The organism is uncultured Murdochiella sp. (genome assembly GCF_902488755.1).
Lineage (GTDB): Bacteria > Bacillota > Clostridia > Tissierellales > Peptoniphilaceae > Murdochiella.
On sequence record NZ_CABTXF010000024.1, the window covers coordinates 1 to 18,457 of the forward strand.

17 protein-coding genes, 3 tRNA genes and 2 rRNA genes are annotated in these 18,457 nt (G+C 48.9%); 1 reads left to right on the forward strand and 21 read right to left on the reverse strand.

The genetic code is table 11. The annotated features are described in order from the left end of the window. Together RDL68_RS03795 and RDL68_RS03800 are read right to left on the reverse strand one after the other, a co-directional pair. The coding region (locus RDL68_RS03795) for a right-handed parallel beta-helix repeat-containing protein (protein WP_308540351.1) at positions 1-1,290 on the reverse strand (1,290 nt) is incomplete at its 3' end. A gap of 69 nt (positions 1,291-1,359) precedes the next feature. Beyond that, positions 1,360-1,896: an adenine phosphoribosyltransferase gene (locus tag RDL68_RS03800; protein WP_308540352.1), complete on the reverse strand. Its 537-nt coding sequence runs from the start codon at positions 1,894-1,896 to the stop codon at positions 1,360-1,362. 175 nt (positions 1,897-2,071) lie between these two features. Here RDL68_RS03800 and RDL68_RS03805 point away from each other — a divergent pair. Then, a tRNA-Pro gene (locus RDL68_RS03805) sits at positions 2,072-2,145 on the forward strand. Positions 2,146-2,348: 203 nt separating this feature from the next. On the opposite strand, the gene dtd is transcribed toward RDL68_RS03805, so the two are convergent. The 19 genes from dtd to RDL68_RS03900 form a co-directional block, all read right to left on the reverse strand. Next, positions 2,349-2,795: a D-aminoacyl-tRNA deacylase gene (gene dtd / locus RDL68_RS03810; RefSeq protein ID WP_308540353.1), complete on the reverse strand. Its 447-nt coding sequence runs from the start codon at positions 2,793-2,795 to the stop codon at positions 2,349-2,351. A 5-nt stretch (positions 2,796-2,800) separates the two neighbouring features. Further along, a complete protein-coding gene (locus RDL68_RS03815) occupies positions 2,801-3,517 on the reverse strand; it encodes a transaldolase (RefSeq protein ID WP_308540354.1) in 717 nt (238 codons plus the stop codon). A 134-nt stretch (positions 3,518-3,651) separates the two neighbouring features. Next, a tRNA-Pro gene (locus tag RDL68_RS03820) sits at positions 3,652-3,725 on the reverse strand. A gap of 49 nt (positions 3,726-3,774) precedes the next feature. After that, positions 3,775-5,025 (reverse strand): SAF domain-containing protein, encoded by a 1,251-nt coding sequence (locus tag RDL68_RS03825; protein ID WP_308540355.1) that lies wholly within the window; start codon positions 5,023-5,025, stop codon positions 3,775-3,777. A gap of 15 nt (positions 5,026-5,040) precedes the next feature. Continuing rightward, positions 5,041-6,099, reverse strand: coding sequence for a rod shape-determining protein (locus RDL68_RS03830; RefSeq protein WP_308540356.1), 1,059 nt, complete (start codon positions 6,097-6,099; stop codon positions 5,041-5,043). Between the two features lie 3 nt (positions 6,100-6,102). Then, positions 6,103-7,299 (reverse strand): methionine adenosyltransferase, encoded by a 1,197-nt coding sequence (gene metK, locus RDL68_RS03835; RefSeq protein WP_308540367.1) that lies wholly within the window; start codon positions 7,297-7,299, stop codon positions 6,103-6,105. Between the two features lie 97 nt (positions 7,300-7,396). Beyond that, positions 7,397-7,888 carry a 2-C-methyl-D-erythritol 2,4-cyclodiphosphate synthase gene (gene ispF / locus RDL68_RS03840; protein WP_308540357.1) on the reverse strand — a complete coding sequence of 164 codons (492 nt, stop codon included), beginning with the start codon at positions 7,886-7,888 and terminating at the stop codon, positions 7,397-7,399. Then, positions 7,881-8,603, reverse strand: coding sequence for a 2-C-methyl-D-erythritol 4-phosphate cytidylyltransferase (gene ispD, locus RDL68_RS03845; RefSeq protein ID WP_308540358.1), 723 nt, complete (start codon positions 8,601-8,603; stop codon positions 7,881-7,883). The genes ispF and ispD overlap by 8 nt, the downstream gene beginning before the upstream one ends. Before the next feature lie 83 nt (positions 8,604-8,686). Next, a complete protein-coding gene (locus RDL68_RS03850) occupies positions 8,687-10,060 on the reverse strand; it encodes an ABC transporter permease (RefSeq protein WP_308540359.1) in 1,374 nt (457 codons plus the stop codon). Continuing rightward, positions 10,053-11,132: a hypothetical protein gene (locus tag RDL68_RS03855; protein ID WP_308540360.1), complete on the reverse strand. Its 1,080-nt coding sequence runs from the start codon at positions 11,130-11,132 to the stop codon at positions 10,053-10,055. The genes RDL68_RS03850 and RDL68_RS03855 overlap by 8 nt, the downstream gene beginning before the upstream one ends. 13 nt (positions 11,133-11,145) lie before the next feature. Next, positions 11,146-11,790, reverse strand: coding sequence for an ABC transporter ATP-binding protein (locus tag RDL68_RS03860; RefSeq protein WP_308540368.1), 645 nt, complete (start codon positions 11,788-11,790; stop codon positions 11,146-11,148). 171 nt (positions 11,791-11,961) lie between these two features. Then, positions 11,962-13,386, reverse strand: coding sequence for an aspartate ammonia-lyase (locus tag RDL68_RS03865; RefSeq protein WP_308540361.1), 1,425 nt, complete (start codon positions 13,384-13,386; stop codon positions 11,962-11,964). A gap of 322 nt (positions 13,387-13,708) precedes the next feature. Beyond that, positions 13,709-14,650, reverse strand: coding sequence for a biotin-dependent carboxyltransferase family protein (locus RDL68_RS03870; protein WP_308540362.1), 942 nt, complete (start codon positions 14,648-14,650; stop codon positions 13,709-13,711). Continuing rightward, a complete protein-coding gene (gene pxpB, locus RDL68_RS03875; protein WP_308540363.1) occupies positions 14,647-15,378 on the reverse strand; it encodes a 5-oxoprolinase subunit PxpB in 732 nt (243 codons plus the stop codon). Before pxpB ends, RDL68_RS03870 begins: the two co-directional genes overlap by 4 nt. Before the next feature lie 75 nt (positions 15,379-15,453). Next, entirely contained in the window at positions 15,454-16,674 is a 1,221-nt protein-coding gene (locus tag RDL68_RS03880; RefSeq protein ID WP_308540365.1) for a divalent metal cation transporter, read from the reverse strand. Between the two features lie 5 nt (positions 16,675-16,679). Further along, on the reverse strand, positions 16,680-17,453 hold the full coding sequence (locus RDL68_RS03885) for a 5-oxoprolinase subunit PxpA (protein WP_308540366.1): 774 nt from the start codon (positions 17,451-17,453) through the stop codon (positions 16,680-16,682). Positions 17,454-17,661: 208 nt separating this feature from the next. Then, positions 17,662-17,733 (reverse strand) — tRNA-Met (locus RDL68_RS03890). A gap of 38 nt (positions 17,734-17,771) precedes the next feature. Next, positions 17,772-17,888, reverse strand: a 5S ribosomal RNA gene (gene rrf / locus RDL68_RS03895). A 175-nt stretch (positions 17,889-18,063) separates the two neighbouring features. Then, positions 18,064-18,457: ribosomal RNA gene (locus RDL68_RS03900) — 23S ribosomal RNA — on the reverse strand; the annotation flags it as partial.

The following is an 18,457-nucleotide window of genomic DNA, read 5'->3' on the forward strand; positions in this document are numbered from 1 at the left end:
ATTCTTTTTAATGCTGCTGTTCTTCACCGTAAACGTCTTGTCGCCGTTAAAACACAGCGCACCGCCGTACCCCGTATTTTTCCCATTTTCTTCAAACGTACTATTTACAACGGAAAGAACCGCGTTGTTCGCCCAAATAACTCCGCCCTGCGCCGTTGCTTCATTATTCGTAAAGGTGCAGTGTGTCACAGTGCTTTCTTCCGCTGAAGAGCGCAAATAGATAGCTCCGGCATTCACCGATGTATTGCCCGTGAAAGTCGAATCCTTCACAACCATTTTTTGCCCGTCAAGCTGGGCGAGTGCGCCGCCATTTTGCGTCGCCTGGTTAGCAGAAAACGTGCTGTTTTCAATATCCAAACCTTTTTGATCGTAGATTGCACCCCCCCATTTTCCTTTGTTTTCAATAAACGAGGAGTTTTTCACCGTAAAGAAATTGGATCCCCAAATAGCTCCGCCATAGGACTGTGCCGCCCGATTGCGCTGGAATGTCGCACCTTCAATTGTTGCAGTGGCTTGGGAACCAATCCAAAGCGCTCCGCCGTATTTGCCTTCATTCTCCTTAAATGTTCCGCCGGTAATGTTCAACGTGCCGTTGGTAAACACCACGCCGCCGCCACTGGCAGAAGTATTGTTCCGAAACGTTCCGCCTTTTATATTGATGGTGGTATTCGCACGCGCTTGAATTACACCGCCCCCTTGCGTCGCGGTGTTGTTTTGCAAAATGGCGCCTTCTTCAATGGTGAGGATGGATGGACCTTGATACAAATAAAACGTGGTGCCGTCATACCCCTCTAAATCCTTAAAGTTTTGTACGACCGTGCCTTTTCCCAGTATTAAATGCGCGCTTCCTTTGTCAGCATCTCCGGCAACCATCATGGCTTGTCCATCATTGTTGCCATCAAGAATGACGTTCTCAATACGCATCGTGGTGTTGTGATCCAGCGAAATAAGATCTCTTCCGCCCATACGCTTTAAGGTGTATTGCTGCCCTTCTTTCGAGCGCAAAAAGAGATTAACGGTAGATTTTCCCCAACTTCCTTCCTGTTCCGGAATGGTGTAATCCTTGTTCATCGTAATAACATATTGATTGGCTAAATCTTCCTGTTTACAGTTTTCTACTGCGGAAAACCAATCATCATATTCGCCAACCAGCGTGCCATCCTCTGTGGAACCCATGGCTCGTTTTGTCACGGTAAACGCCTTCTCGTCCTCTCCCGCTTCCGCCGTTAACGGCAGAAACGCAAGAAATAGAAAAGCGAAAGCCGCCAATACCCAATACCGTTTTTTCATTTCTCCTCCTTAATCCATATGCAAACTATTTTCTAAAAACGGAAATAACGCCTCTTCCGACTGTTTTCTTTAATTTGTCCAGGTCAGCAAAGCGCGCACCGGATAGCCAGCTTTCTCCAACAGAGCGCGTCCGCCCAAATCGGTGAGTTCCGTCAAAAAAAGCGCTCCGACAACCACGCCACCTGCGGCTTCCACCAAATCACAAGCCGTTTTTGCCGTTCCGCCGGTTGCCAAAAGGTCATCCATTACCAGTACACGCGCGCCATCCGGAACGGAGTCCCGATCCACCTCAATGGCCGCCTCTCCGTATTCAAGTGTGTAGGATTTCCGCACTAAATTACCGGGCAGTTTTCCCGGCTTACGCGCCATAATAAAGCCTTTATGCAACCGTGCGGCAACCGGTACTCCCACAATAAATCCGCGCGACTCGGTGCCTAACACGTAATCAAAGTCCCAGTCCTTCGCAGCGTCGGCAAGCTGTTCCACCATTGCCTGCAGCGCATCCGCGTCCGACAATATCGTGGTGATGTCCTTGTAGCTAATGCCAAGTCCCGGAAAGTCTTCGATAACGCGCATCTGTTTCTTCAAATCCACTTGCTTGTCCATTCTTCTCTCCTCGGTTTTCGCCTATTTTCTTCTTTCTTTCTCTTTCCATCTGAAGGAGAAAGGCGCTTTCCTAAAAAAGCATCTGCTTTTTGTTTCCTTGAATTTATTATCCCTGAAACGGAAAAATTTGTTTCCCGCGTAACTTTATGATACAATGCCATGGTCAGCAATTCGACGGGGTGTAGCGCAGCTCGGTAGCGCGCCTGCTTCGGGAGCAGGAGGCCGGAGGTTCAAATCCTCTCACTCCGATTTTTCTTTTTATAAGCGTTGAAATCAAGCCATCTTCTTCAGAATATGTGGCGATTTTCATACGACATGAGGAAACCGGGAAGAGATTCCCGGCTTTTTTATTGCTTTCTATTCCTTTTCCCAAGCGATAGTTTCTTCCGAAAAAAAACGCTTTTGTCCTCTTTTGTTTGCCATCCGGTTTATGCGTGTTCTGCATCCAGCTTTTACAACTCGTCGGTATCTATCCAGAGAGTGAACGGACCGTCATTGACGGAAGAAACTAGCATATCCGCTCCAAAACGACCGGTCTGCATATCCGGCAATTCCTCGCGAATGAGTGCCACCATTTCCTTGTAAAGGCTCTCCGCCAAGGCCGGTGGCGCAGCGGTAGCAAAACTCGGTCGATTTCCTTTCTTAATAGACGCAAAGAGCGTAAACTGCGAAACCAACAAAATGTTCCCGTGAACCGCCGCTAAATCAAGGTTTGTCTTCCCTTCGCTGTCCAAAAAGACGCGTAGCTTGCGGATTTTTGTCCATAGGCGCACGACTTCCTCATGGGTATCTTCTGGACCAACGCCCAAATAAATCAGATAGCCGCGACGGATTGCTCCGATACACTCGCCATCAACCGTAACCGCTGCCTCTTTAACGGTTTGCAATACAGCACGCATGAGGATTAGCGAATGGTAAAGCCGAGATCGGCGATATCGTGATTAAAGCCGACTACGGTATCGACGGAAAGCTGTTCCGGTGTCTTGTCCGTAATTTTGGCAAGTTTCTGCAAAACGCCGTCCGGGCAAGTGATGATATCCACGCCCAGTCTCTCGGCTTCATAAACATTCCATACTTCGCGTGTGGATGCCCAAAGCAGGCGCACATGGTCGTATTGCTTGCAAATTTCGGAGGCTTCGGTCATGACCGGAATGGGATCCAGTCCGTTATCTGCCAACCGTCCCGCAAAAATGGAAACATAGGTGATCGCTTTTTCGCTTACCGCTTCGACAATGGCCTTTGTCTGCGCTACAGAATATACCGCCGTAACATTCAAATTCACACCTTCTGCGGAAAGACGAGCAATAAGAGGAATCATGCTCTCGCCCTTGGTGTTCACGACCGGAATTTTCACAAAAACATTTTTGCCCAATACAGCGATTTTTCGTGCTTCTTGTTCCATCGTTTCCATATCGTCCGCAAAAACTTCAAAGGAAAGCGAGAGATCCGGAATCGCTTCCACCACTCTCTTGGCATACGGCGTATAATCCTCAACGCCTGCCTTTTTCATTAACGACGGATTGGTCGTAAAGCCGTCCACCAGACCGCTCTCGTATTGTTTTTTCATCGTCTCCAATACGGCACCATCCGCAAAGATCTGCACATGAAAATCCTTATACATCGTCTCCCCTTTCTTGTCCACAAAGGCGTTGCATAGCCTACGCCAACGCAATGATTCCCCTACCTTCGGTCAAACGCATATTCACTTTGTTTATCCTGAAAACCGCTTGTTTTCAGCGTTTTTACTGTATCTACTCGGGGTGACAGGATTCGAACCTGCGACCTCATGGTCCCAAACCACGCGCGCTACCGAGCTGCGCCACACCCCGAAAAGCAGGGATATTCTACCACACTTTACCCCTGCTGTCCTCTGAATTGTTAGCCGATAAGGGAGTCTTGAAGGCTGCGCAGGCGATATACCTGCGTAGTCGGATCTAAAGCGACATCCTCTTCTGTCAGTACGCTATCTTTGGCGATATCTCGCTTTGCAACCGCATCGCCCACGAACAGACCGATGGGAATGTGGTGTTCCTGCTGCTGCGTTTCATGGGTTTCGATACGTCCTCGTACACAGAAACCACCAATACCATCAATGGGTTCCCCCTTGGCAATATCCTTTTTGGCTACGGCTACGGTTTCGGAAACCGGCTTGGCAAGAGGGACGATGGCCGCTTTGTGATGTAGTACGGCACGCGCAATGGTCAATGGCGTTTCCAGACTTCCCAGGTGGAAGGGGCGATAAAGAATATGATGGTTCCGCTCACCTTTTTTGAGCATGTAATTCATCTCCGCGGCAACCTGTGCATTCTGTCCCTTTACAATCACAAAAACGCCGGGGGCAATGCCATCCACATAATCGACTACCCCAAAGCGCTGGAGTACTCCGCCTTCCCCAACAAGATCAAATTGCTTGACGGTCTCATCTAAGTCACCGGTAATGCCATGCATTCCTGCCACATCAGGTAGAAAACCAGTGGCATTGGAAAGAAGCGTCATCTCTGCCATGGTTTTTGTACCATCCTGAAACGAAGCAAGCATGTGCGGATTCATCCCGCGTTCTTCCGCTTCCTGCCGTGCCGTGTCGGGATTAGCGTACAATTTTAGCTTATTGTTTTTTCCTTTTCCGGCAACGAGCACTTCCATACCCATGGCACGAGCAAAGTTGAAAAGACTAAATGTCGCCGCCGGTTCGTCTCCGTCAGAACCGGTATACACCAGTCCTGCCGCATCAAAGAGCTGCTTCATCAGTACGCCAATGGTGATATCCACTTCGACATTCAACAACACCAGATGCTTCTTGGCTAAAAGGGTCGCCATCGAAACGCGCGCCCCAATTTCCGTAATGCCGGTCGCTTCCACGATAACATCCACTTCTTTGGAGCGAATGACCTCTTCGTAGTCTGTACTGGTAATGATATTATGCGGATCCTGAGAACGATCCAGATAAATGCGTTTCGCTTCTTCGGCGCGCTCCGCCACTGCATCGCAAATGCCGGTAACACACATTCCCGGAATGGTGGAAATTTGGGCAATCATCCCCGTTCCCATCTGTCCGGCACCGATTACGCCAACGCGAATGGGCGAACCTTGCTTATCGCGCTCGATGAGTTCCTCCACTAAATTAGCCATGTTTTCCTCCTTGGATCACCGTTTGCGTAGAATCTCACGGCTCATCACCTGCTGTCTCGTTTTATCCGCTAAAAGATCGTCGCTCGCGTGCATACGACGAATCCAAGTTAACGCTTTTCCTGTACCGCGCACGACGGCGCTAATCGGTTGTTCCACATAATTTACACGGATGCCACACCGTTTTTGAATGCATTCTCCCAAACCGCGAACAAGCGATCCCCCTCCGGAAAGAAGCATTCCCTGATCAAACAAGTCCGAGGAAAGCTCCGGGGGAGTTTGTGCCAACACGCGATACACCGTTTCCGCTATTTGCTGAAATTGCGGAGCAAGCGCTTCTTTCAGGTCCTCGCGTGTCAGATAGACACGACTTGGCAAACCGCTCGCGCGGCTGCGTCCTTTTACTTCTATACGCTCCGGCGCATCCAATGCCAAGACGGAGCCTAAGCGCAATTTACTCTCTTCCGCCGTCTGTTCCCCAATCATCACTTGATGCTGATCAAGGATATAACGGGCAATGGCTGCATCAAAGCTATTTCCTGCTGTTGTCGTGGATTCTGCCACGACGATTCCGCCCAACGAAATCAAGGCAACATCGGTCAGACCACCGCCCACATCGGCAATAAGGGTTCCATGAGGATCGGACACCTCTACTCCGGCGCCCAAGGCAGCTGCCAGAGGCGCTTCAATAAGAAATGTTTCATGCGCTCCGCCTGCCGTCGCCGCTTGTGTGATGGCACGCTTCTGCACTTGTGTGGCGCGAGAAGGAACGCTGATCATCACATCCGGATGCAATAAACTCTTATCGATCGCACGATGCAGAAAAGCACCCAGCATTTTTTCCGTTGCGCGATAGTCGGAAACAACCCCATCCTGCAGGGGATGACGAGCAACGATATTCCCGGGGGTGCGACCAAGCATTTTTTTCGCCTCTTCGCCCACCGCCACAATCGCATCGGTATACAAGTCCAGAGCTACCACCGAAGGCTCCTGAAACGTGATGCCTTCGGTTCGGGTAAATACCTGAATCATTGTCGTGCCTAAATCGATCGCCAAATTTTTACGTAACCATGCCATGGTCTACTCCAGATATTTCTTTAATGTGTCTACCTGATCCAGTTCTTCCCAAGAATAGCGATCATCGGTTCGCCCAAAATGACCGTATGTCGCCGTATGCGCATAAATCGGTCGACGTAAATCGAGCTTCTTGATGATGGCCGCCGGGCGGAAGTCAAAGACCTCTCGGATAATTTGCAAGAGCTGTTCATCCGAAAGTTTTCCCGTACCGAAGGTATCGATGGAAATGGAAAACGGCTCTGCTCGGCCAATGGCATAGGCAACACAAATCTCCGCCTTGTCCGCCAAACCGGCGGCAACAATATTCTTTGTGACATAGCGGGCGTAATACGCAGCGGAACGATCCACCTTCGTTGGGTCTTTGCCGGAAAAAGCGCCGCCGCCATGATGTCCGGCACCGCCATAGGTATCTACAATAATCTTTCGTCCCGTTAACCCCGTATCCGCATTCGGCCCACCTAACTCAAAGCGTCCTGTCGGATTGACATAGAATTTCGTATGCGAATCAATCATCAGCGGATCTAAACAGGCTTTTACCACGTGATCCCAGAGTGCTTCTTTAATCGCTTTTTGATCCGCTTTGTCGTCGTGCTGGGTAGAAATAAGAATCGCGTCAATGCGTTTCGGACGATCCTGTTCGTCGTATTCCACCGAAACCTGGGTTTTTCCGTCCGGCCGCAAATGCTCCACGATGCCTTCACGACGAACCTCTGCCAAGCGTTTTGCCAACCGGTGCGCAAGCATCAGCGGCATGGGCATATATTCCGGTGTCTCGGTCGTCGCATAGCCGAAAACCATTCCCTGATCTCCTGCCCCTTCTCCGGAAAGCTGTTCCTGTTCGCCTTCGCGAGCTTCTTCGGAATGCAGCACACCACAGGCAATGTCCTGCGATTGTTCGCGAATGGTGGTAATGACGGCGCAATGCTGCGCATCAATACCGCTTTCTGCATTGGTATAACCGATTTTTTGCAACGTTTTGCGCACAATGGCGTTAATATCTACATCCGCCTTGGTACTCAACTCGCCCATAACAAAAATAATGCCGGTCGATGCCATAACTTCACAAGCGCAGCGAGATTGAGGATCTTGCCGCAATACTTCGTCCAGAATCGAATCCGCTATCTGATCGCAGATTTTATCCGGATGCCCTTCTGTTACCGATTCCGCTGTGCGGATGCGTCCTATTTTATTCTCTTCCATGGATTCCCTTCCTCTATTTTCTACGAAACCTTGCGGCATACGCTTTTTCTTCTTTGTCTACCTGTTTTTCTTCGGTCTACTCTACTGTCCGCGCCTCTCAAACCGAGCGATAAAGCAAAACCTGTGCCATACAGCTTATTCCCTCTTCTCGTCCAACAAAACCGAGATGTTCCGTCGTCGTCGCTTTAACGGCAATCTGCGTGACATCGCAAGCCAGCGTATCGGCAATCGCCCGTCGCATGGCAGGAACATAAGGAGCTAATTTGGGTCGTTCTGCCATAATGACGCTATCGATATTGCCGAGGGAATACCCTTTCTCTCTTACCATTTCCATAACGCGCTGCATCAGCAATAAAGAGGAAATACCTTTGTATTGCGGATCGGTGTCGGGAAAATGCTCCCCGATATCGCCCAGTGCCAACGCGCCAAGCAGCGCATCGTTGATAGCATGTACCAAACAATCTGCATCGGAATGGCCAAGCAAGCCCTTTTCGAAAGGAATATCCACTCCGCCCAAAATGAGCTTTCGTCCTTCGACCAGTTCATGCACGTCGTAACCCAAGCCCGTGCGAAACGCGACTTCATTCATCTAAATCCTCCCGTTCCGTCACAATGCGCTCGCCGAAGAGCAAGTCCATAGGGGTGGTAATCTTGATGTTGGCTTCATCGCCTTCCACGGTTGCCACTTTTCCGCCAAAAATTTCTACCATCTGCGCGTCATCCGTAATGGGAATCTGCTCCCAAATTGCCTTTTCGTAGGCGTCCAGCAATACGGATTTCGTAAACATCTGTGGCGTTTGCGCACTAAAAAGGTGCGCTCGATTCGGCGTGTTTTCAATCACGCCTTTTTCGTTTACAAATTTTACCGTATCCTTCATCGGTAAGACACAAATTGCGCCATCCACATCGCCCTGCTCAACACGAGAAAGGCATCGCTGAATGACCGCCGTAGAGACAAACGGTCTTGCTCCGTCATGAACGGCAATAATATCCGTTTCTTCCGGCAAGTGCGCAAGCCCCATTTTTACGGAATCCTGACGGGTCGGTCCACCGAGACAGACGGTCACACGTGAAAAATTCTCCCCGAATACCTGGGGGAGAATGTCCTTTTTTACCGTTTCTAAAATATCTTCCTTGACGACGACAACATAGGCATCAAACACGCCCGATCGGCGCAAGGCACGCAAAGCGCGCTGCAGTACTCGACCGCCGTCGATTTCAATAAGCATCTTATTTTTACCGTGACCCATGCGTGTACCTAAGCCCGCGCCAGTCACCACAGCTGTCACAAACGGTCGTTGCATGATTTCCTCCGCAGTTCTCCCTCTCATCTTAACACACTGTGTGAGGCATAAAAAGGCGAGAATGTGAAGGAATCGTTGTAGCATTAATCGGTACGAATCGCCTCAATGGCAGAAATCTGCGTAGCCCGCTTTGCGGGAAGATATCCGGCGACCAAACCGATCAAGGCAGAAAAGCCAAACGCGGCAAAAGGCAGCCAAAACGGAATGAGGCTGAGCTGCTGCTCATCGGCAAAGCCTTCTCCAATCATGGCTTGGGCAAAGAAATGGTTGAAACCGAAGGAAAAGAGATAGGAAAATCCGATACCGATAATGCCGCCAATGACGCCAATAAGCATGGACTCCACCAAAAACATCAGCCGTACATCGCTAATTTGTGCGCCAATGACCTTCATAACGCCGATTTCGCGCGTGCGTTCATGAATAGACATGAGCATGGTATTGGCAATTCCTATTGCCGAAATGAGAAGAGAAATAGATCCGATGCCGGCAAAAACCCAGCGTACAACGCGCAAGGCTTCTTCTTGTCCACGGATGGAGTCGGAGTTAGCGTAAGCGTTCAGGTGCATATCGTTAATCGCATCCACCACCTTTTGCGTCTGACTAATATCGTCTACGGTAACGGTCGCGCTGTCGTAATAGCGAATTTTTCTTCCCCGCGTCAGCTTTTTCGGAGCCGGCGACGGTGATTTTTCTCCTTCGGGGTTTTCCGATCTTCCACGCTTCTGCACTTCTTTTTCCATGTGCTCTAAGGTGTCAAAGGAGACATATAATCCTCTCGGCACCAAAATATCCGACTTCGAAAACGTTCCGCCATAGGTGAGTGGCAGCTTTATGGATTGATCATTGTTGCCGATGGAAATCCCGTCTTCCGGTGAAGAATAGTTATAGGTCTTTAATACCAGTTTTTCCCGCGAAAAATCCAAGTCGTAAACCGATTCCATGTTGGCGCGTGGATTTTTGCGATCGAAGCGATAGGCTACGATGCTACTGCCGACAAGGAATGGATCTTTCTTGGTGTTGGTTGGGATACTTCCCTTTTCCATCACAATATCGGTTTTTCGCAGCTCATCAAAATCGATTGCGGAAATCTCTCCGAAAATGCTCATGTTCGGATCCTTGAATGCCACTTCGTAACGCAGGTTCTTTGCTGCCAAAACGTCTTTGACATGCGGAATCTGCTTAATCTTTTTAATCTCTTCGTCGCGCAGATAGCCTTCCCGTTGCGTTGCCTTCGCATTCTCCGGTTCTTCATACGCGGTCGGATCCACGCGGATGGCATTGAGCTGCGCAAACTGCTCCATTTGTCGGCGGTTGCTCTCCTGAATGCCATAGCCGAAAGAAAGCATCAGAATAATCGCCACCGCGCCGATGACGACGCTTATGACGGTAAGAATCGTGCGGGATTTACGGCGTCTTAAATTACGCCAGGCCAGCATGACCAGCTCGACATTACGCATCGAGATCCAACTCCTTTTGCTGCTGCTTTTTCTTGCGGTAGCGACGCACCAAAAGAAGCACTGCGATGATCGCTACAACACCGATGCCTACGGGAATAATCGGGAACGTATGCGCTTCGGGCGGCGCAACGGGTTCCAATGTATTCGCGTCATAGTACTGACTGGTCTGATCATCCACGAGCAAGCCCGTTTTTTCATCCTTGCGCAGTTTCGAAGGATCCACATTCATCCCCTGGTCACTGCCTTCCACTTTTGCTTCAAAGGGCTGTTTTTGTTCGTGTTTCTTGCCGGTGGAATCTTCAAACGTAATCACGATATTGCCCGAAATCTCATTCTCCTGTGGCACGATTTCGGCGGAAAAACGATCGGCTGCGCCCGGAGCAAAATTACCGACAAAATAGCGTGGAGAACCGTTTACGGTAAAGCCCTTGCCCTCAATCGTCACCATATACGTCGTTAGCTGGTCTTTGCCGATATTATACATGTCCAAATCGATGTTCGTCGGCATCCCCATCATGATGGGTGCTTCTTCCTGACCGCCGTTCATCTGCACATCTCCCACCAAAATATCCGCCGTCTGCACGACAGGAATACCGATGGTCTCGGTGGCTGTAAATTCATTGCCTAACAAATCTTCATATTCAAAAGAAACGTTGATGGAATAATTCTGCGCCGCAAGCGTTGGCGCAGTCTTTAGGCGAATGGTTTTGTTGTCCGTTTCCTGCGGACGAATGCGCGAAATATAAAACGTATTGGAAGAGCCGACCGGGGTAAATACCGAGCCGGAGCTACCCGATGGAGCCAACGTCTGTCCCTGCCCCGTTTGCGGGCCGGTAGCCGAAGTTCCGCCTTCTCCTCCCCCGATGCTGATTTTAATATTGCGTACCGATTTTTCGGCATTGGTATTGTAAAAGGTCAGGTATACTTCAAATTCTTCGCCGGCATGAGGCATTTCCGGGTCTAAGCTGTAATTGGAAATGATTAACTTTGGTTTATTGGTAATGTTTGCGGCAGTATTGCCGCCATCGGAAGGCACATCCGTTACACCCGGAATATAGGTCGCTCCGCCCATGGTTTCTCCTCTCTTATCTCCGCTCATGAATGCGTTCAATTTGTCCGTCACGCATGTGGAACATCCGATCGGCATAACCGGTCATCTCTTCATCGTGCGTAACCATAATCACCGTTACATTTTCTTCCTTCGCTACGTGCGAAATGAGTTCCATCACTTCAAAACTGGTTTTGGTATCCAAGTTTCCGGTTGGTTCATCTGCAAACAGAATCTTCGGATTGCCAACCAATGCGCGCGCAATAGAAACACGCTGCTGTTGTCCGCCGGAAAGCTGATTGGGGCGATGATGCAGGCGTTCGCCCAAACCAACCAAAGTCAAGACTCGCTTTGCTGCTTCCTCATATTCCTTCTTCGGCACACCTTTCAGCATCATCCCCAGTGTGACATTTTCCATAGCGTCCAGCGTGGGAATGAGATTATAGGATTGAAAGACAAAGCCAACATTTAAGCTGCGAAACAGCGTCACTTGGGATTCGGAAAGTTGTTCCAAATGGACACCGCCGATAACAATTTCTCCTTTTGTCGGCTTTTCCAAGCCAGCCAAGGCATTTAAGAGGGTGGACTTCCCCGACCCGGATGGACCAAGCAGACACACCATCTCGCCGCGCGCAATATCCAAATTCACATCGCGCAGCGCATAGACCTTTTCCTCGCCCATATGAAAGACTTTATAGAGATGCCGCACGGCAATAAATGCGTTGTCCAAGGCGTCCTCCTTCCTATGGTTCTATTTCGCATTATCGGGTTCTTATTTAGTATATGCGAACAGCCCTATTGTTCGCTACATATTTCTTAATAAATTATAAAGTTTTTAATTCTACGAAAACTTTTACTGTCCCGTTTCGTCCTCTTCTTTTCCGGCAATGCCGGGATGGGTCATTTCATACGGATTAAAAATACGTTCCAGCTTCTTCGCGCTCATCAGCTTTTCTTCCAGAACTAAATCGCGAAGTGACTTGTTCGTCGCCAGAGCGCTTTTTGCCAGTCGCGCCGCCGTCTCGTAGCCGATGTGCGGAGCCAGCGCGGTAACAATACCTACGCTTCGTTCCACCTCTTCTTCTAAGCTCTTCTTGTTCGCGACAAGTCCCTCAATACAATGCACGCGGAAGGTGTAAATAGCGCCTCGCAAACTGCGCAGCGACTCAAAAATCTTATAAAAGCAAACCGGTTCAAAAGCATTAAGCTCCAGCTGTCCGCCCTCCACACACATGGTAACGGTCATATCGTTTCCCACAACGGCAAATGCCACTTGGTTAACCACTTCCGGAATAACCGGATTGACTTTTCCGGGCATAATGGAGGAACCTGCCTGGCGTGCAGGCAACGTGATTTCATGAATACCCGAACGAGGACCGGAGCTTAAAAAACGCAAATCATTCGCAATCTTGGAAAGCGAAAGCGCATAGTTTTTTAATACAGAGGAAGCCACCAAAAAACCATCTAAATTCTGTGTTCCGTCAATTAAGTCTTCATTCTGGCAAAGGGAAAGTCCCGTTACTTCATTGAGTTTGGAAACAACGTATTTCACATACTTTACGTCCGCATTGAGTCCCGTACCGATTGCCGTTCCGCCCAAATTTACCACCGAAAGCGCATCAATTGCCGCATCAAAGCGTTTCACGTCGCGCTGTAGAACGGCCGTATACGCCGCAAACTCCTGTCCAAGGCGAATAGGGACAGCATCTTGATTCTGCGTGCGTCCCATTTTAATGTATCCGTCAAACTCACGGCTTTTCTTTTCAAACGCCGCATTGAGTTTTGTCGCTTCTTCTTTAAGGTCTTGAAAATACCGAATCATCGCTATTTTTCCAGCGGTGGGGATAACATCATTGGTGGACTGCCCTTCGTTGACATGATCGTTGGGATGCACAGGACGATACGAGCCCAGCTCACCGCCCAACGATTCTGTAGCCATATTCGCTATGACTTCGTTGGCGTTCATATTAAACGAGGTTCCTGCACCGCCCTGAATCGGATCTACGACAAATTGATCCATATTTTCTCCGGCGAGTATCCGATCACAGGCGGACACAATCGCCTTAGTGCGCGTTTCGTTGAGCTGATGCACTTCATAATTCATCAAAGCCGCCGCTTTTTTGACCTCCACAATGGCGCGAATAAAGCGCGGATCTATCGGATTTCCTGTAATAGGGAAATTCTCCACTGCTCGCATTGTATTCGCCCCATAATACGCCTGTTTCGGTACTTTTACTTCCCCAAGGGAGTCATGTTCCACGCGAAACGCATCCGCCATTGTCTTCTCCTTTTTTCTTGCTTTTCGTTTCTCATCGCAGTCGTGTCGTGGCAGACCACGGTTACCATGTGCACCGGCAGCCAATGAACGTTGAAAACGATTGCTCTCTATAGGATATAGAAAGGACTGCCTTCGTAGTACGCCTCCTTAACGATACCACTTTCCGTTCAGTACGCAAGTGACAACGAAAAAAGAGAGCTGCATCGAACGTTTTCTTGTTCTCATGCAGTTCTCTTTTTCTTCTTAATTGCAAGACGCGCATATTCCCATCGTTTCCATAACAGGATACGCCGTCTCTTCCTATTCGGAGAACCACCTGCGCTTAGGCAAGATACTGTTCTGCGCGCTCTATTTTTTCTCGGAACCGCTTACCCACTTCTGCTGCCTCTTCCAAAGAAAGGGCAACAAAATGAATTTTAGCATTGCCTGCCAATTGCGCTACAATGGGCAAATCCGCAGAGATGACCGTGGCAATCTTGGTATAGCCGCCTGTCGTTTGGCGATCCGCCATCAGAATGATCGGTTTCCCGTCCTTTGGCACCTGAATCGCTCCCATAGCCGTACCATCGGAAATAATGTCTGCGCCTTCCTTAAAGGAAATTTCCGCTCCGTCAAGACGATACCCCATGCGGTCTGCATATTTAGTGACGGTGTAGGGAGAATCGCCCAAAAAGGTCTTTATCCCCTCGTCCGTAAAATAATCGTCCTGCGGACCCATCACCACGCGAAGCGTTACATCCTGACTTAAAGTCGGCTTGAATTCCGCCGCCAACACCCGTTTTTTGAACGGTTTGTGGGATCGAAGTCGCAATATATCTTTCGGCTTCAGCTGACGCCCTTCAAAACCGCCAATATGCCCTTTGAAAAAGGTTGATTTACTTCCATTTACCTCTGGAATGTCAATCTCTCCTCCAAAAGCTAAATAGGAACGAACTCCTTTTCGCATCTGGACAAAACGCAAGCTTCCTCCCGCAGGAACAAGATGCGACTCATTCATAGCTACCTCTTCGCCATTAATGGTCAATAGACAATCCGCCCCTGTAACGGCAATCATCGTGTCTTCTTCAAAAATGAGTTCCGGTCCCATGTAATTGATTTCCAAGACCGCCGCATCCGGTGAATTTCCGACAAGCGCATTCGCGTAACGGTAACTTTCCACATCCATAACGCCTGCTTGCGTGATACCGTATTTTTGGTAGCCGATTCGCCCATTGTCCTGTACCGTTGTCAGAAGGCCACCAATTTTTACCATCACGTTCGTCATTGGATACCTCCTTCCATCCGTTCCATTTTTACTTGGAATCGTCCTGTCGTTACTTGTTCTTCAATCTCCGCATATTCGGATTCGGTAATCGCCACATAGCGGATATAGTCGCCCGCCTGAATAAATACGGGCGGCTCTTTTGCCGGGTCATAGAGCTTCAACGGTGTTCGACCAATTAACTGCCATCCACCGGGCGATTCCGAAGGATACATTCCCGTTTGGCTACCGGCAATGCCGACCGACCCAGCAGGAATTTTAACTCTTGGCGATTCCAACCGCGGCGTAGCGATCCGCTCATCAAGACCGCCCAAATAGGTAAACCCCGGAGAAAAGCCGAGCATGTACACCAGATAATCTGTGCCGGTATGAATGCGAATAACTTCTTCTTCACTTAAGGAAGCATGTTGTGCAACATACGCAAGATCCGGGCCATATTCCCCGCCATACACAGTAGGAATCTCAATACGTCTGCTCAGGCTGTCGCCTTCTTCGTTTCCTTCTTTTATCGTTTGCAGTTTGGTAACCAGCTCATCGTACGCAATCTGATCCGGTCGATAAAAAATCGTAATGGAACGATACGTCGGCAAGACTTCGATAACCCCTTCTATTTTTTCGATAGCTTTTGTCGTTTGACGGATACGTGCATTTACCTCTTTGGAAATTTCGTTTGCAAATTCCATGACGAGTGCACAATCTCCCATCGGCAAAAAACGCGCCTGTTCGTACATCCCGTTCTCCTTTCAACGATGCGTTGGGATCGTCCTCATCGTATATCAACTATTCTCGATTTTCATCCCGTCATGTTATAGAAAAGTGGACAAATTCTTCACCATCGTCGTTACGCCCAAGTAAGCAGAAATGAAAGTAACTACCCAGCCAAGATAAAACAATACCGGAGGATGCTTGTATTCCCCGATGATGTTCTTCTTACGGCTTGCCAACAACATGACCGCCAACGTAATGGGGAGAATTAAACCATTCAATGCACCCACGAGAACCAAGAGCTTCTGCGGTTGACCGATGAAAACATAGAAGATCGTTGAAATAACAATAAAGCCAATGGTAAAGAGATTGGCTTTTTCGTTCACTACCTTGAACAGCGTGCGTAAGAACGATACAGAAGTAAAAGCACATCCCACAACAGAGGTCAAAGCAGCAGCGGTATAGACAATCCCAAAAATTTTATATCCTACTTCGCCACTGGCAATGCGAAATGCCGAGGCTGCCACGTTGTTTTGATCCAGGGCAGTTCCGGCGGCAACGACGCCAAGAACGGCAAGAAAGAGTAATACACGAACAATAAAGGCGACACCAATGCCGAGAGTCGCTGATTTTGTGACTTCCTTCAAGTTTTCTTCTCCGGTAATGCCGGCATCAATCAAACGATGACCGCCGGAAAAAATAATATATCCACCTACGGTGCCCCCAAGTAATGTCAAAACTGCCGGCAAGGTGCTCTGCATATCAGAGGGACTGACCGCACTTTTCGCTGCCAAACCGACGGGTGGAACTGTGGTAACACATACATAGCCAATCAAAAGAATCATTATGGCACCTAAGATCTGCGTCAACTTATCCATCGCACTTCCTGCCGACTTCGAAGTGAAGATGATAATGCCCAAAATAGCGGCAATCACGGCACCCATCTTGGTGTCAATGCCAAAAATGACATTCAGCCCAAGACCCGCACCACCAACATTGCCGATATTGAACGCAAAGCCGCCAAGACTGACTAAAAAGGCGATAAAGTATCCTAATCCGGGAAGGAGCTTGTTGGCGATATCCTGACCGCGCAGACCGGAAACCGCGATAACGCGCCAGACATTCATTTGCGCAATGTAACTCATAATAATGGAGACGAGGATAACAAAGGCAAAATCCGCCTGAAGGTCATTCGTAAACTTCGCCGTTTGTGTCATAAATCCGGGACCAATCGCTGAAGTCGCCATAAGAAAAGCGGCTCCAATGAGAATGGACCAGTTTGGTTTTGTTTTTTTCGTAATTATATTTTTGTTTTCCATCATCCACCTCACGAAATAAACGTTTCAATTGGGGAAACTTCAATGCCTGCATCCACTAAGCCCTGACGAATTTGTTTTACAAATTCAATGGCTTTCGGATTATCGCCGTGCACACAGATAGAATCGGCCTGAATGGCAATATCCTGCCCATCTGCAGTTGTAACTTTTCCTTCCTTAATCATCCGGATAACTCTCGGCAGAGCGTCCTCGATATTTTTTACGAAAGCCCCGGGTTTAGAACGATTGACTAAGGTTCCATCCGCATTATAACCACGATCGGCAAATACTTCTTGTGCTACGCGAAGTCCACGTTTTTTTGCTTCTTGCGCGATATAGCTTCCACTTAATGCCATTAAAATAATATTCTCTTCTTTCAATTGCGATAAGCCTTCGACTACGCCATCCGCTAATTCAGGATCCACGCACGCCTTGTTATAAAAAGCACCGTGCAATTTTACATGCTGTAGTTTGATTCCATGCGCCTTGGTAAACGCTAAAAGTGCGCCAGTTTGATAGAGCATGTAGTTCTTCGCTTCTTCACGGCTAATCGCCATGGCGCGTCGACCAAAGCCCAAAAGATCGGGATATCCGGGATGTGCGCCGACATGTACGCCCTGCTCTTTTGCCATCTTTACCGTCTTGTCCATGATGTTGCAGTCCCCTGCATGCCATCCGCAGGCAAGATTGATACTCGTAACGTATTTCAAAATTTCTTCGTCCATGCCTAATACATAAGAGCCATAGCCTTCACCAATGTCACTGTTTAAATCTACCCTATACATTTTCCGCACACTCCTTTCTCATTCCTCATAACGCGCAATCGTTTTCCCTCTGCTTGGAAAGAGCAGCTATCATTCAAAGATATTTTAACCATTATGATTTATTCTAAACGCAAAAATAAAATTAATTTACCGGGTTCTCCTCCTGCCCCCTACCCTCTACAAACAAAAGAGAAGAGCGATCCACCGGACCACTCTTCTCTTTTTTCCATTGCGGGGGCAGGATTCGAACCTACGACCTCCGGGTTATGAGCCCGACGAGATGCCACTTCTCTACCCCGCGATATAAAGAAAGGACACCTGCGTGCCCTCTCTTCTCTTATTTGGCGACTACCTACTCTCCCAGGCCGTTTCCAACCAAGTACCATCGGCGATACGGGGCTTAACTTCTGTGTTCGAGATGGGAACAGGTGTATCCCCCGTGCTATCGTCACCATATTTAATTCTTAACAATTCCGCATCTACGCCTTACTTAGACCTTTCCGTCTCCGACGCAGTCGATTTCTTCCGCTCGCCTTCGCGCTACGCGCTTGCCTTGCGGGAAATCTTTGCGTATGAAATGGCTGCCAACCGCTTCGCTTGTTAGACCATTTCACAATCTTAATAGGTATTTCTGGTCAAATGTTCGAGAGATTAGTATCCGTTAGCTCCACGCATTACTGCGCTTCCACCTCGGACCTATCAACCGGGTTTTCTTCCCGGTCTCTTAGAAATCTCATCTCGAGGGGGGCTTCGCGCTTAGATGCCTTCAGCGCTTATCCCGTCCGAACGTAGCTACCCGGCTATGCTTCTGGCGAAACAACCGGTACACCATCGGTTCGTCCATCCCGGTCCTCTCGTACTAGGGACAGCTCCTCTCAAATTTCTTACGCCCACGCTGGATAGGGACCGAACTGTCTCACGACGTTCTGAACCCAGCTCGCGTACCTCTTTAATGGGCGAACAGCCCAACCCTTGGGACCTACTTCAGCCCCAGGATGAGACGAGCCGACATCGAGGTGCCAAAC